This is a genomic window from Mesoflavibacter sp. SCSIO 43206, from assembly GCF_019904215.1.
Taxonomy (GTDB): domain Bacteria; phylum Bacteroidota; class Bacteroidia; order Flavobacteriales; family Flavobacteriaceae; genus Mesoflavibacter; species Mesoflavibacter zeaxanthinifaciens.
The window spans coordinates 2738473-2752888 of record NZ_CP063201.1; the positions used below are offsets into that span (position 1 = coordinate 2738473).

General features: G+C 29.8%; 13 protein-coding genes. 9 read left to right on the forward strand and 4 right to left on the reverse strand.

What is annotated here, in order from left to right; genetic code table 11:
• Window positions 1–15: 15 nt before the first annotated feature.
• Entirely contained in the window at window positions 16–315 is a 300-nt protein-coding gene (locus INR78_RS12615; protein ID WP_223076795.1) for a hypothetical protein, read from the reverse strand.
• A gap of 364 nt (window positions 316–679) precedes the next feature.
• On the opposite strand from INR78_RS12615, the gene INR78_RS12620 reads away from it, so the two are divergent.
• The 5 genes from INR78_RS12620 to INR78_RS12640 all read left to right on the forward strand — a co-directional run bounded on the left by INR78_RS12620 (window position 680) and on the right by INR78_RS12640 (window position 7193).
• Window positions 680–3175, forward strand: coding sequence for a DUF5916 domain-containing protein (locus INR78_RS12620; protein WP_223076796.1), 2496 nt, complete (start codon window positions 680–682; stop codon window positions 3173–3175).
• A gap of 50 nt (window positions 3176–3225) precedes the next feature.
• The gene (locus INR78_RS12625) at window positions 3226–3885 is read left to right on the forward strand and encodes an ABC transporter ATP-binding protein (RefSeq protein WP_223076797.1); all 660 of its coding nucleotides are present in this window, start codon (window positions 3226–3228) and stop codon (window positions 3883–3885) included.
• 66 nt (window positions 3886–3951) lie between these two features.
• Complete coding sequence (locus INR78_RS12630) at window positions 3952–5160, forward strand: GAF domain-containing sensor histidine kinase (protein ID WP_106677874.1); 1209 nt, start codon at window positions 3952–3954, stop codon at window positions 5158–5160.
• Window positions 5161–5163: 3 nt separating this feature from the next.
• Entirely contained in the window at window positions 5164–5928 is a 765-nt protein-coding gene (locus tag INR78_RS12635; protein WP_223076798.1) for a TIGR02757 family protein, read from the forward strand.
• 68 nt (window positions 5929–5996) lie between these two features.
• Window positions 5997–7193 (forward strand): GAF domain-containing sensor histidine kinase, encoded by a 1197-nt coding sequence (locus INR78_RS12640; RefSeq protein WP_223076799.1) that lies wholly within the window; start codon window positions 5997–5999, stop codon window positions 7191–7193.
• A 51-nt stretch (window positions 7194–7244) separates the two neighbouring features.
• Here the strand turns inward: INR78_RS12640 and INR78_RS12645 are convergent, their stop codons facing one another.
• Both INR78_RS12645 and INR78_RS12650 read right to left on the reverse strand, forming a co-directional pair.
• Complete coding sequence (locus tag INR78_RS12645) at window positions 7245–7565, reverse strand: DUF6799 domain-containing protein (RefSeq protein ID WP_223076800.1); 321 nt, start codon at window positions 7563–7565, stop codon at window positions 7245–7247.
• A 145-nt stretch (window positions 7566–7710) separates the two neighbouring features.
• Window positions 7711–9603, reverse strand: a complete 1893-nt coding sequence (locus INR78_RS12650) for a peptidase M61 (protein ID WP_223076801.1) — start codon at window positions 9601–9603, stop codon at window positions 7711–7713.
• Window positions 9604–9755: 152 nt separating this feature from the next.
• Here INR78_RS12650 and INR78_RS12655 point away from each other — a divergent pair, with 152 nt between their 5' ends.
• From INR78_RS12655 to INR78_RS12670, 4 genes are read left to right on the forward strand one after another with little or no spacing between them, the layout of a single operon-like run.
• Window positions 9756–11684 (forward strand): BatA and WFA domain-containing protein, encoded by a 1929-nt coding sequence (locus tag INR78_RS12655; RefSeq protein ID WP_223076802.1) that lies wholly within the window; start codon window positions 9756–9758, stop codon window positions 11682–11684.
• Window positions 11681–12931, forward strand: coding sequence for a dihydroorotase family protein (locus tag INR78_RS12660; RefSeq protein ID WP_223076803.1), 1251 nt, complete (start codon window positions 11681–11683; stop codon window positions 12929–12931). Before INR78_RS12655 ends, INR78_RS12660 begins: the two co-directional genes overlap by 4 nt.
• Window positions 12931–13263 (forward strand): hypothetical protein, encoded by a 333-nt coding sequence (locus tag INR78_RS12665; protein ID WP_106677892.1) that lies wholly within the window; start codon window positions 12931–12933, stop codon window positions 13261–13263. The genes INR78_RS12660 and INR78_RS12665 overlap by 1 nt, the downstream gene beginning before the upstream one ends.
• 4 nt (window positions 13264–13267) lie before the next feature.
• On the forward strand, window positions 13268–13921 hold the full coding sequence (locus tag INR78_RS12670; RefSeq protein WP_223076804.1) for an alpha/beta hydrolase: 654 nt from the start codon (window positions 13268–13270) through the stop codon (window positions 13919–13921).
• Here the strand turns inward: INR78_RS12670 and INR78_RS12675 are convergent.
• A complete protein-coding gene (locus INR78_RS12675; RefSeq protein WP_255593080.1) occupies window positions 13911–14414 on the reverse strand; it encodes a hydrolase in 504 nt (167 codons plus the stop codon). The two genes, INR78_RS12670 and INR78_RS12675, sit on opposite strands and share 11 nt — an antisense overlap.
• Window positions 14415–14416: the final 2 nt, after the last annotated feature.

A 14416-nucleotide genomic window follows, 5' to 3' on the forward strand; every position in this document is an offset into this window, starting at 1 on the left:
TATGAAAAACCAATCCTATTTCACTTCTATAGTTTGATCTTGTTTTTTATTTGAAAATACATAGGTATATAACCACATGATAGTAAAGGTTGGGATGACGTCAAAACCAGGTAACGCCTCTTCTATAAAAGACACTACTGCTGCTACTCTACCCGTTTTACCTTTATAAAGTTTGGTCATTAACCATGCAGATGTTGGTGCCCAAATAATGTCTCCAAATTCGCCAATACCAGGTATAATAAAAGTAACATATCCTAAAGCATCAAAAAGCAAACCTAAAAACAGTTTTGTGTATTTGTTTGTGTTGTTGTTCATTTATAAGATTTTAAATTCTAACAAGTTATAAGCAAATAGTGTTCCAAAATAAACAAGAAAAAATAGTAATAAGTTACTAAACTTAATTAGTCACCATTATTACTCACTATTAATATAAATTGTTCTTTATAAACATCAATTTTGACCTTTATATTAAAATCTTTGATATAACATAATGTCAAATCACTTTACAATAAAAATAGTGTTTTCTGTTAATTTACGGGTTATAATCTATAGTTTCAAAAAAGATTTTAACGTTATATTATGAGAAAAGTATAACAACAAAGTTAGTTTTGTGTCTTTAAGTGTAACATTTATATTTTAGTTTACTCTTTATTGAGAATACCGAAATTTTTAAACCATCATGAAAATTTTATTTAAAGCGCTATTTTTCATTTTTATAAGTTGTCAATTACAAGCTCAAGACAAAAAAACTTATCAAATCAAGCGTACTAATATAGCTCCAAAAATAGATGGTATTTTAGATGATATAGCCTGGAATGACGCACAAATAGCAACAAACTTTACCGAGTTTAGACCGGATTTAGGCGACTTACCTAGTAAAGAGAAAAGAACAGAAGTTAAAATGACTTATGATGATTCTGGAATCTACATTGCTGCTTACTGCTATGATAATCCAGAAGATATAATGACGCAGTTTACACAACGTGATAATTTTGGACAATCAGATTTTTTTGCTATTATTTTTAATCCAAATAATGATGCGCAAAACAACACTAATTTTTTTGTGTTTAGCTCTGGTACACAAGCAGATGCTGTAGAAAGCCCAAATAATGGTGAAGATTTTGGATGGAACGCCGTTTGGGAAAGTAGTGTAAAAATGCAAAATGACGGATGGATTGTAGAGGTTAAAATACCATATAGAGCTTTACGTTTTACACAACAAGAAAACCCAACTTGGGGTATACAATTTCATAGACATTATCGTAAAACAAGAGAGCAAATGACATGGAATCCTTTAGACCCAACAAAAGGAAATAATGGATTATATCATGCAGAATTAAAGGGATTAAAAAACATTTCGCCTCCAATAAGACTTAGTTTTTTTCCTTACGCATCTGGTTTAACAAGCTCTTTTGACGGAGAAACAGAAACCGAACTTGCTGCAGGTATGGATGTGAAATATGGGATTACAGAAAATATTACTTTAGATGCTACTTTAATACCAGATTTTAGCCAAGCTGGTTTTGACAATGTCATATTAAACCTTGGTCCTTTTGAGCAACAATTTTCAGAAAGACGCCAGTTTTTTACAGAAGGTATTGATTTATTTAGTAAAGGTAACCTATTCTACTCTAGACGTATTGGTGATGCACCTAGCGGATTTCCTATTTTAGATGAAGATGAAGATATTGTCGAATATCCTGAAAAAGTTCAGCTATTAAATGCAGTTAAAATTTCCGGACGTACAAAAAACGGTTTAGGTATTGGGTTTTTTAATGCTATTACAGAAAAAACCTATGTAGATATTAAAAAAACTGAAGTTTTAAACCCAAATTCTGAAGCTGAAGAAATTAGAAAATCTAATAGACGCGCTATAGTAGAGCCATTAGCTAACTACAATATCATGGTTTTAGATCAGCAGTTTAATAAAAACTCGTCTGTAACTTTAATCAACACCAATGTTACTAGAGATGGCGATTTTAGAGATGCTAACGTTACTGGTTTTTTAACCAATTTAGTCAATAAAAAGAATACCTATGGCGTCTATGCTAACGGAAAGATGAGTACGTTTAATGACGTATCTAATAAACAAAATGGTTATGCTGTAGAAGCAGGAATTGGAAAAATTAGTGGTAAATATCGTGTATCTTTAGACTATAATTATGCAGATGTTAATTTTGATCCAAACGATTTAGGTATTCAATTCAGGAATAACTACAGTAACTATAGCTTTGACGCTAGTTACCGTATTTTTGAGCCTACTAAGCATCTAAACAATATGTATTTAGGCACATGGTTTAATTATAACATGCTAGCTACGCCAAGCGTGTATACAGGAAAAAACACTGGTTTTAACTTTAATGCAACTAATAAAAAACTACACAGTTTTGGTATTAATGGTAATTGGAATATTGGCGAACAACATGATTATTTTGAGCCTCGTAATGGTTTTAATAGCTTTTTTACAACCAAAAATTACGCTCAAGCAAACATGTGGATTTCTTCTAACTACAACAACTTTTTTGCTATAGATGCTAACTTTGGTTACGGTCGATTTTTTGATAAAGAGCGTGATAATTTTAATAATTATTGGTTTGGCATCAATCCAAGGTTTAAGTTTAATGATAAGTTTTTACTATTACTAGGTTTTGATTATGACGATTACACAGCAGATAGAGGTTATGTAAACGGACAACAAATTTACGATCGTATAATATTTGGTCAACGCGACAGAAAGCAAATAACCTCAAATATATCCGGCAGCTACAATTTTAACTCTTTTAACGCATTAACACTAAGTTTTAGAAACTATGTAAGTACTGTAACTTATGACACTGAAATGTATGTACTACAAAACAACGGTAGTCTTGTACAGTCTGAAGTTTATACTAAAGATAACATAAGTTACAATCCTAATTTTAATCCAGACATTAATTTTAATACATGGAATTTAGACTTAAGCTATACTTGGCAATTTGCACCTGGTAGCCAATTAACCGCTTTATATCGTAACCAGATTTTTAATCAATCTTCAAACTCAGAAGCTAGTTATTTTGATACTTTAGACGATTTATTTAAGCAAAAGCAGCGTAACACTGTATCTTTAAGAATGGTTTATTTTATAGATTATAACGATTTAAAAAAGGTATTTACTAAAAAAAGTAACTTAATCTAACCTTGCTAAAGCTAATTTAAAGTAGTAATTTTCAAGCTTTATATAAGCCCATGATTAAAGCAAAAAACATTCATAAATATTATGACGATTTACATGTCTTAAAAGGTGTAGACGTTACTATTAAAAAAGGTGAAATTGTCTCTATAGTTGGTGCTTCTGGCGCAGGAAAAACCACCTTACTTCAAATATTAGGCACTCTAGATTTTATTGATAAAAGCTCAGAAACAGAGCTAATTATTAATAATAAAAATATTACAGAATTAAACGAAAAACAATTAGCTGAATTTAGAAACAAGCACATAGGTTTTATTTTTCAGTTTCATCAATTATTACCAGAGTTTACAGCTTTAGAAAACGTATGTATTCCTGCATTTATAAAAGGAACTAATAAAACAGAAGCTAACAAACGCGCTAAAGAATTATTAGACTTTTTAGGTTTGTCACACAGGTACAACCATAAACCTAACGAGCTTTCTGGAGGAGAACAACAACGTGTTGCAGTAGCAAGAGCACTAGTTAACAACCCAGAACTAATCTTTGCAGACGAACCTTCTGGTAATTTAGATAGCGAAAGTGCAGAAAACCTTCATAATCTATTCTTTAAACTTCGTGATGAATTTGGACAAACCTTTGTGATTGTAACACACAACGAAGAGTTAGCCAATCTAGCAGATAGAAAACTTACAATGGTTGATGGAAAAATTGTTTAACTTTTTTCTTATCCGTGTTTATATTTTTACTAATTTAGTTAAACAAAATTTCTGACTCTCAAAACAATGCAGCTAAACACGATTCCTAAAAATGATAAAGAAAGGCTTTTAGCTGTAAAAAGTTATAAGCTAAACAGATGTCAAAAAGACATCAGTTTTAACAATATAACTGCACTGGCTACAACAATAACCAATATGCCTGTCTCTTTAATTTCTATAGTAGATAAGGACGAAGTTTGGTTTAAATCTGCAAAAGGCATGCAAATTAGCAGCTCTGAAAAAGAATTATCCTTTTGTAGTTATGCTATAGCTAGTGATGATGATGTTTACATAGTTGAAAACACAAAAAAAGATTTACGTTTTGTAAACCATCCTTATACTAAAAACGGAGATAAATCTATAGCTTTTTATGCAGGTGTATGTCTAACAGATAAAGACAACCATAAACTAGGTACTTTATGTGTGATAGATCATAAGCCTAATGCAATAAATAAAGATCAAAAAGAAGCACTAAAACTACTAGCGCAACAAGTTGTAAAATTAATAGAGCTTAATAAAAGTAATGTCAATCTTAAACAAACTAAGAAAAAACTAACTAAAAAAAATAAAATGCTAAAAGGATTTGCATCTCAGGTAGCACATGACATGAAGATGCCTTTAGCTAACATGATTTTAACTACAGACATATTAAAATCTAAATACAAAAAACATATAGATGATACTGGTATTAATTATTTACAAAACATTAAATCTTCATCTTTATCATTAAGTAGCTATATAAATAACCTATTAAACTATTACGAAAATAGTAATACATCTTCAACTTCTGTAGATACTTTTTCTTTTAATCATTTACTAGAAGAAGTTATAGATATTATAAATATCAAAGTAGACTGCACCATTAATTTACCCGAAAAAGACTTTGATATTACAAGTAACAGAGCTGCTTTAGAGCTTATTTTACTTAATTTAATTACCAACAGTCTAAAATACAACGATAAAGAAGAAACTATAATAGATGTAGAGTTAGACACAACCCAAGAAGATCTTAACTTTATAACAGTAAAAGATAACGGTATTGGTATACCTAAAAAAAAGCAGAAAAAAATATTTAAGTTATTTTCCACCATTGAAGAGACCGATAGATTTGGTCAAAAAGGTCATGGTATTGGCCTATCTACAGTTAAAAAATTAGTTACAAATTTAGGCGGAAATATAACTGTTAACTCTAAAGTTGGTGTTGGTAGTACTTTTAAATTTTCTATCAAAAAATAAAAATTGAAGACTATAGATAATCTCAAAGAGTTTTTAGACGAAAAAGTTATTCTTTATAACAACCCAAAGTTTATTGAAAGTGATCCAATACAAATTCCGCATAAATTTTCTAAAAAAGAAGATATTGAAATAGCAGGTTTTTTAACCGCTACAATTGCTTGGGGAAACCGTAAAAGCATCATCAATAACGCTAATAAATTAATGGATTTATTAGATTATTCACCACACGATTTTATTTTAAACCATAAAGAAGAAGACTTACAACGCTTTGACAACTTTGTACATCGCACTTTTAATAGTGTAGACTGTATTACTTTTATAAAAGCACTTCAAAATATTTATAATAATCACAATGGTTTAGAAACTGTTTTCAGTAAAGGTAGAAATGAAAATTTACAGCATTCTATTTCTCAATTTAAACAGATTTTTTTTGAGATTAATCACCTACCAAGAACTCAAAAGCATATTAGTGATCCCTTAAAAAATAGTGCGGCAAAGCGTATTAACATGTTTTTACGTTGGATGGTAAGACCTAATAATACTGGTGTAGATTTTGGCATTTGGAAAAGTATTAAACCTTCAGAATTATCTTGTCCTTTAGACGTCCACTCTGGCAATGTAGCTAGAAAACTTGGGCTTTTAAGTAGAAAACAAAATGATGCTAAGGCTTTACAAGAATTAGATAAAAATTTAAGACTATTAGATCCTATAGATCCTGTTAAATATGACTTTGCTTTATTTGGTTTAGGAGTTTTCGAAAAGTTTTAACATAATTCAAAACCTAGACTCTTATATTTACGTAAGCTTATCAAAAACCAAGCTTACCTACACAAATAATGATTGCACCCAAATTACCAAAAAACGAAAAAAAACGTTTAAAAGCAGTAAAAGAATATAAACTACTAGACACATTACCAGAAGAAGATTTTGATAATATAACTAACCTTGTAGCTAATATTTGTGATGTACCAATCTCATTAATCTCTCTTTTAGATGCTGACAGAAATTTTTTAAAATCTCATTATGGCATACCTTTTAATGAGTCACCAAGAAATATATCTTTTTGTGGTCATGCTATTTTAGAAAACAATTCTATTTTTATTGTTGAAGACGCTACTAAAGATCAACGTTTTTACAACAATCCTTTAATAAAGGATCACAACGTTAAATTTTATGCAGGTGTACCATTAATCAATCCAGAAGGTTTTCCTTTAGGAACATTATGCGTTTATGATGTAAAACCCAAAAAACTTACTAAACAACAACAAGAAGCTATGATTATTTTAGCCAAACAAGTTGTTAACCTATTTGAGTTAAGATTAAAAAACAATCAACTAACCAACGCATATTATTTGTTAGATGAAAGACACCAATCCTTAAAAACTTTTGCAGGAAAAGTGTCTCATGATTTAAAGTCGCCTTTAGCTAACATTACATCATTATCTCAATTATTTAAAGATGAATTAAAAGCGTCTAATCCTGAAATAAATTTAGAATATTTAGACTTTATTGAAGAGTCTGCTGATACGTTAAGAGCATACATAGACGGAATTTTAAAACATTATAAATCTGAAGCGTTACTACAAGATAAGAAACAAACAATAGATTTGTCTAATATTTTTAATGATGTAAAACAGATGCTTAGCTTAAAAGATACTCAGTTTAAGTTAAAAAACAATCCAAATTTAGGAGATATCAATAAATCTGCTATAACTCAAATTATTCTTAATTTGGTAGATAATGCAGTTAAATATAACACAAACAATAATCCATTAGTTGTTTTAGATTATAAGGAAAATGAAACGCACCATCACTTTTCTGTTTCAGATAATGGTAATGGTATTCCTGAAAGTAAAAAAGAATCTTTATTTGACCTGTTTAATACAGCACATGATGCAGATAAATATGGAAATAAAGGTACAGGAATTGGATTGTATACTGTAAAAACTTTAGTTGAAAAATTAGGTGGTGAAGTTAGTCTAACATCGAAAGTTAATGAAGGAACGACTTTTAGTTTTTCAGTAGAAAAATAAAAAAAGCCTGATATTATTATCAGGCTTTTTCACAATATTATATTGTATTATTTATTTCATTTCTTTTTTAAGCTTTTTGGATAATGTAGCTTGATCCTTGTATAATTTACCACTCATGCCTAAACACTGCCCATCTTTAAGCATCATTTTGTCTCCATCTTTTGTAATATAACTTCCATCAGTTTTAACAACTGTTCCATTATTTAATTTTAAATCAGATTTGAGTAACTCTACACCTGTTTTTTTATAATGAAAAACTTTTTCATTTAGTAAAATAACATAATTAGCATCTTCTACTTGCATTGTGTCTTGTGCCATTACTGCTCCTGTTGTCATAAATAGAGCGAATACTAAAAGGATAACTTGTTTCATCTTATTTAGATTTTAACATTAATAAATATACTAATTTTTTACTGTTTGATTTTACATTTAACTTATTATTCACTTATTATATCAAAATAAAAAGCTTGGTACAAAACCAAGCTTTTCAAGTTCTTATAAATAATTTACTACAAGATTAACCTTTTAGCCAAGCTTGTCTAATTTCTTTTTGTTTTTGTGTAGCTTCAGGGTTTTCGGTAATAGTTTTTCCTGTAGTATAAGACTGTGTTAGTTTTGTTTTTACAGTATATTCTTTACCATTTCTATCAATAACAACTTCTACTTCTTGTCCTGGTTTCCACATATACATATCTGTTAAGATTTTTTGCGCAGTCATAAAAGAAAAGGCTTCACCATTTACGGTTTTCATTACATCACCAGGTTGTACACCATTATCTGCCCAAAAACTGTTGTTTTTTACAGCTTCAGAAAATGGAAGTTTCATAGTTTCTTGATTAGGAGCAAAAATTAACTCGCCACCATTCTGGATATAGTTAGTTTTTACTTTTCCTTCACTCATCATTAAACCAACTTTTTCAAAATATACATTATAGTCTATTGGTGTTCCTCCAACTACATGTGTATTTAAAAATTCGCCAACGCTTGGGTAAGTCACTGCTGTGATTTCGTCTATTAATTTATCGTCTTCAAATGGTTTATTTTTTCCGTATTTGTTAGATAATTCTTTCATTAAAGATAAAATACCACGCTGTCCATTACTTTCTTCACGCATAATGATATCAATACACATACCGATTAAAGCACCTTTCATATAAACGTTATAATATTGTGGTGCGTAAGGCTCATCTAAAACATTTTCACTCATTTCGGTAAAACTCATTGAGTCATTCATGTTTTTAGCGGTTTGTATTTTTTGTAAAATATCACCGTAAAATTCTTGGTTATCCACTAAACCTTGATCTACTTGAAATAACGTTGCAAAATACTCTGTTACGCCTTCATACATCCATAAATGCTTAGAAAATGTTGGCTGGTTGTAATCAAAATAATGTACATCTTCTGAATGTACACTTAATGGTGTTACGATGTGAAAAAACTCATGAGATACGACATCTATCATACTTTCTGCTAAAGCATCAAATGGCATATCTTCTTGTAAAACAACTACTGTAGATGTATGATGCTCTAAAGCTCCAAATCCTTTAGGAGAACCTTCTGATCCATCAGATAAGTATAAATAGATATCGTAACGAGGTGTGCTGTTTATATCGCCTAAATATGTTTTTTGAGCTTGCATCATTTTTTCAACAACACCTTTAATTTCTGTAGCTGAATGTACTTTGTTAGGAGAGTAAACACTTAATACAATTTTAATGTCTCCTACTTGAAATTCTTCTACATCTAATTCTCCATAAAACATTGGGTTATCTGTAATGTCAAAATATCTTGGTGCAAAGTAGCTTGATGTGATTAAGCTTCCGTCTTCGCTTGTTTTATTTGAAGTTTCCTGCAAAGCAGATGTACGTTTAAAGTTTGCTGGCGCAGTTACATCTAATTTATATTGACTGTTTTTTAAACTGTCAAAATACCCTATAAATCCATGTAAATTCATTACATAGTTTGTTGGCTCTATGTTTGTTCCTGCTGGCGAAAAAGGTTGCTCGCCTCCTATTCCTCCTTCAACTTCTTGATCAAAAGTATCATTTACATAATAAGTAATGTAATCTAAATCTTTAGCATCAGAAATTGTCCAAGTATTTGTGTCTACCTTACTTGTAGATAACTCTTCTCCTTTATAATTAAAGGCTTTAAAGCTATCTATATATTTACCAAAGTCGCTTACCGAGTATGTTCCTTGTACAACTCTTGGCAGTCTATACGTTACTGTTTCTGTAGTAAAACGACCAGGGTTAATCGTTACTGGTACTTTATCATTTGTAACTTTAGATAAGTCTATTGAAGTTTCAATAGCTGTTTGTGTTGCTAAAAGACTTGTAGTGGTTTTAGATCCACCGCAACCTACTAGTAAAAGTCCTGAAGCAAGTGTTGATAATAGGAGTTTTTTCATATTTAAATATTATTTGTTAATGGTCTTGGTAACAAGACGCTCAAAAGTAAAATTTGTTACAATCGTAAAGATTAAGATTTTGTTAAAATGTTAATTTCTTATTGCTGTTTTTAATTGTTCAATTATTATCTTTGACAAACTTTTAATAACACATGCAGTTTAAAAATCCAGAACTTCTTTACGCGCTTTTCTTACTGCTAATTCCTATTATTGTTCACTTATTTCAACTAAGAAAGTTTCAAAAAGAATACTTTACAAACGTTGCTATTTTAAAGAAAGTACAATTACAAACACGTAAAAGTCAACTAATTAAAAAGTGGCTAGTCTTATTAACTAGGCTACTACTTTTAACTGCTATTATCATTGCTTTTGCTCAGCCCTATTTTTCAAAAACTAATAGTTTTAACACAGAAAAGGAAACCGTTATATACCTAGACAACTCGTTTAGTATGCAAGCTAAAGGTAATAATGGTCCACTTTTAAAACGTGCAATACAAGATATCATTACTTCTATTGATGAGAATGAAAAATTATCACTAATTACCAATACTGATAGTTATAGAAACACAACTATAAAGGCAATTAAAAACGAATTACTTCAACTTGAATATTCTTCAAATCAATTAAGTTATGACACTGCTTTATTGAAAGCTAAAAAGCTATTTTCTAATAAAGCAAATAACATTAAAAACTTGATTTTTGTGTCAGATTTTCAGCAAAAAACACAAGAATTTAGTATTGAAAAAGATTCAAGTATTACTTTAAGTTTTATTCAGTTAAACTCTGTAAATAAAACAAATACGTTTATTGATAGCTTGTATATTTCTAAACAAAACGCAACTAATTATGAGTTGACTGCTTTATTAAAAAGTAATCAAACTACTACTATTAATTTACCTGTTTCTTTATATAATAATGATCAATTAGTCTCAAAAGTTTCAGTTGAAATTAAAGACGAAAACAAAGCTATTTTTACAATACCTAACAATCAAACTATAAAAGGTAAAATTACTATTGATGAGGCGCAGCTTCAATTTGATAACACTTTACACTTTAGTATAAATACGCCTTCAAAAATTAATGTTTTAGCAGTGTCTGATGATGATGCTAACTATTTAAAAGGAATTTTTACAGAAGACGAATTTAATTTCACTCAAAAAACACCAAACACATTAGATTATGCGCTTTTTGATACGCAAAATCTAGTCGTTTTAAACGAAATTGAAAACCTACCAAATACTTTAATTACTGCTCTTAAAGTGTTTACAGATAAAGGTGGCGTTGTTGCTTTTATACCTAATACAAAAGGTAATTTACAAGACTACAACACGTTTTTACAGCAATTTAACTTTAGTGTTTTTAATTCAATTTTAGAGCAAGAAAAGCGCATTACATCCATAAACTATGCGCATCCAATTTACGCTAATGGTGTTTTTGAAAAGCGTATAGATAACTTTCAGTATCCAAAAGTCAATCTGTATTTTCCACAAAATACATCTCAAAGCACTGCTATCCTTCAATTTGAAGATAACAAACCATTTTTATCACAACGTAATAATGTATTTGTTTTTAGCGCAGCAATTAATGAGGACAATTCAAACTTTAAAAATATAAATCTAATTGTACCTACATTTTATAACATTGCTAAACAAAGCTTAAATGCTGCCCAACTTTATTATACAATCGGTCTAAACAATCAATTTGATGTGTCTGTAAATTTACAACCAGATACTGTATTAACTCTTGTTAATAATGAAGAATCTATAATACCAGAACAGCAATACTACAACAATAAAGTGGTTATAAAAACTAACGATTTACCAGAAAACGCTGGTGTTTATGAAATAAAGAATAAAAATGAAATTTTAGAATACGTAAGCTTTAACTACAACAGAAACGAAAGTGATTTAACCTATCAAAACCTTGAAAACATAGAAGGCATCACTGTTTCAAACTCTGTTAAAGAAGCTTTTAACACAATAAAAAATGACACTAAAGTTGATGAGTTATGGAAATGGTTTGTAATTTTGGCTTTAGTGTTTTTAATCATAGAAATGCTCATCTTAAAATATTTTAAATGAACGTCTTAATCAAATCGGCAACAGTAATTGATACATCAAGCAAGTTTCATAATCAAATTGTTGATGTTTTAATTGAAAAAGGAAAGATTTCACAAATTGCTAAATCTATTAAAAACACTAGCAATTATAAAGAAATTGAGTTAGATAATTTACACATCTCTCAAGGATGGTTTGACTCTAGCGTTTGCTTTGGCGAACCTGGTTTTGAAGATAGAGAAACTATAGAAAACGGTTTAAAAACAGCTGCAAAATCTGGGTTTACAAGCATTGCATTGCAAGCTAACACAAATCCAATCATAGATACCAGTTCTGACGTTACTTTTGTCTTATCAAAAGCACAAACACAACCCGTTGATTTGTTACCAATTGGCGCATTAACAAAAAATAGCGAAAGCGTTGATTTAGCTGAACTTTTCGATATGAAAAACGCTGGCGCAGTAGCGTTTAGTGATTATAAAAAACCAATTACTAACCCTAATCTATTAAAGATTGCTTTACAATATGCTAGTAATTTTGATGGCTTGGTATGTAGTTTTCCTTTAGAACAAAAAATTGCTGGTAAAGGTATTGTTAACGAGCATGTTTCTAGCACTATGTTAGGTCTAAAAGGAAGCCCGAATTTAGCCGAATCTTTACAAGTGGCTCGAGATTTATACATTTTAGAATATTCTGGTGGTAAACTTCATATTCCTACCATTTCAACTAAAGAAAGTGTAAAGCTAATTAGAGAAGCCAAAGAAAAAAAATTAGACGTTACTTGTAGTGTTGCTATACATAATTTGTTTTTGACTGACGATGTTTTAAACGAATTTGATACACGTTACAAAGTCAATCCGCCATTACGTACTCAAGACGATATAGATGCTTTAATTGAAGGTATAAAAGACGGTACGATAGATATGGTAACCAGTGATCATAACCCTCAAACCATAGAAGAAAAGAAAGTAGAATTTGACCACGCCAACTACGGTACTATTGGATTAGAAAGTGCTTTTGGTGCTTTAAACCAGATATTTTCCACAAAAAAATCTATTCAACTATTAACTAAAGGAAAAGAACGTTTTGGTACTATAACTTCTAAAATTGAAGAAGGAGAAATTGCAAACATTACGCTATTTAATCCAAATGAAAAATACGTATTTAGTAATTCAAACATTTTATCAAAATCAAAAAATAGTGCTTTTATAGGACAAGAATTAAAAGGAAAAGTATATGGTATTTATGCCAACAAAAAAATAGTTTTATAATGAATCAAAATACAGCTGAAGAAGGAAAAACATTAGCAGTAGTAAGCTACTTAACCATCATAGGTAGTGTTATTGCTATTATAATGAATAATGATAAAAAAAACGAGTTTACAGCATTTCATAACCGTCAAGGTTTAGGACTTTGTTTAATGTATATGATTATTGGATATTTTATTAGTCAATTTGATAACATGCAAATCTCTGTCGCTTTTTGGGTAGGAATGGGTTTATTATTTTTCTACGGAATTATAAATGCTATTAGCGGTAAAATGCAAGCTGTTCCTCTAGTAGGACCTTTTTTTCAAAAAATCTTTTCATCATTAGGAAAATAAAAACATGACAGATTTAAGCTTAGAATATATATCTAGACCTTCTACTTTAAAAGAAAACGCGCCATTACTTCTACTCTTTCATGGTTATGGAAGTGATGAAAACGACTTATTTAGTTTTGCATCAGAATTACCTGAAGAGTTTTTAATTATTTCTGCGAAAGCGCCTTACCCAATGCAACCTTTTGGAAATGCTTGGTACGCCATAAATTTTGATGCGGAAAAAGGAAAATGGAGCGACAATAATCAAGCAAAACAATCTAGAGATTTAATTGCTAATTTTATAGACGAAATTTTAGCTAAATACAATGCAGATAGCAATAATGTAACGCTTTTAGGCTTTAGTCAAGGTGCTATTTTAAGTTATGCGGTAGCATTTACATATCCTGAAAAAGTTAAAAATGTTATTGCTTTAAGCGGTTATGTAAATCCTGATTTATTTAAATTAAAAGATCCAGAAACATATAAAAATCTTAATTTTTATTGTTCACATGGTAGTGTTGACCAAGTTATACCTGTAGATTGGGCTAGACAAACCAAACCGTTTATGGAGCAATTAGGAGTTAACTATAAGTATAGCGAGTTTCCTGTTGGTCATGGTGTTGCGCCACAGAATTTTTATGAGTTTAGAGAATGGTTGAAAGCAAACTCTAATTTGTAGGATACAATAAGTGATCTAAAACTTTAAAGTTTAACTGATTATCAGGAGTAATTTCATATTTAATTAGTAATTCTCCCCAAAAAACACCATCAGAAAAATCTGCTATAACCCATTTATGGTTTAGTATTTTTATAGAATTAAATTGCATTTTTTTGCCACCTGAAGCAGCGTAAGGAATTAGTGGATGATCTTCTCCAGGTGCGTCTGTTAAATCGTATAATTCATTTTCTATAAGTATTGTAAGCTTATCAGTATCAATACCTCTATCATAAAAATAATCTTTAGCTTCTTGATTATACCTAAAATCAAACATGATAAAATCATTTAGCTGATTGTTTAAAAGCGCTAAAGAATCTTTCATTCTAATATTTTTTTCTTTTAAACTTTTAAACTGACTATCATTAGCTTTTACATAGTTTTTAGTGTTTACGTACTGAAACAAAACAACAAGTAACGTAAAGATAAACAAGTACATAAAAATTTTATTCTTCATTA

What these genes read in the sequence shown, in the direction of transcription:
- INR78_RS12615 (WP_223076795.1), bottom strand. Translation starts at nt 315, where the DNA reads ATGAACAACAACACAAACAAATACACAAAACTGTTTTTAGGTTTGCTT.
- INR78_RS12620 (WP_223076796.1), top strand. Translation starts at nt 680, where the DNA reads ATGAAAATTTTATTTAAAGCGCTATTTTTCATTTTTATAAGTTGTCAA.
- INR78_RS12625 (WP_223076797.1), top strand. Translation starts at nt 3,226, where the DNA reads ATGATTAAAGCAAAAAACATTCATAAATATTATGACGATTTACATGTC.
- INR78_RS12630 (WP_106677874.1), top strand. Translation starts at nt 3,952, where the DNA reads ATGCAGCTAAACACGATTCCTAAAAATGATAAAGAAAGGCTTTTAGCT.
- INR78_RS12640 (WP_223076799.1), top strand. Translation starts at nt 5,997, where the DNA reads ATGATTGCACCCAAATTACCAAAAAACGAAAAAAAACGTTTAAAAGCA.
- INR78_RS12645 (WP_223076800.1), bottom strand. Translation starts at nt 7,565, where the DNA reads ATGAAACAAGTTATCCTTTTAGTATTCGCTCTATTTATGACAACAGGA.
- INR78_RS12650 (WP_223076801.1), bottom strand. Translation starts at nt 9,603, where the DNA reads ATGAAAAAACTCCTATTATCAACACTTGCTTCAGGACTTTTACTAGTA.
- INR78_RS12655 (WP_223076802.1), top strand. Translation starts at nt 9,756, where the DNA reads ATGCAGTTTAAAAATCCAGAACTTCTTTACGCGCTTTTCTTACTGCTA.
- INR78_RS12660 (WP_223076803.1), top strand. Translation starts at nt 11,681, where the DNA reads ATGAACGTCTTAATCAAATCGGCAACAGTAATTGATACATCAAGCAAG.
- INR78_RS12665 (WP_106677892.1), top strand. Translation starts at nt 12,931, where the DNA reads ATGAATCAAAATACAGCTGAAGAAGGAAAAACATTAGCAGTAGTAAGC.
- INR78_RS12670 (WP_223076804.1), top strand. Translation starts at nt 13,268, where the DNA reads ATGACAGATTTAAGCTTAGAATATATATCTAGACCTTCTACTTTAAAA.
- INR78_RS12675 (WP_255593080.1), bottom strand. Translation starts at nt 14,414, where the DNA reads ATGAAGAATAAAATTTTTATGTACTTGTTTATCTTTACGTTACTTGTT.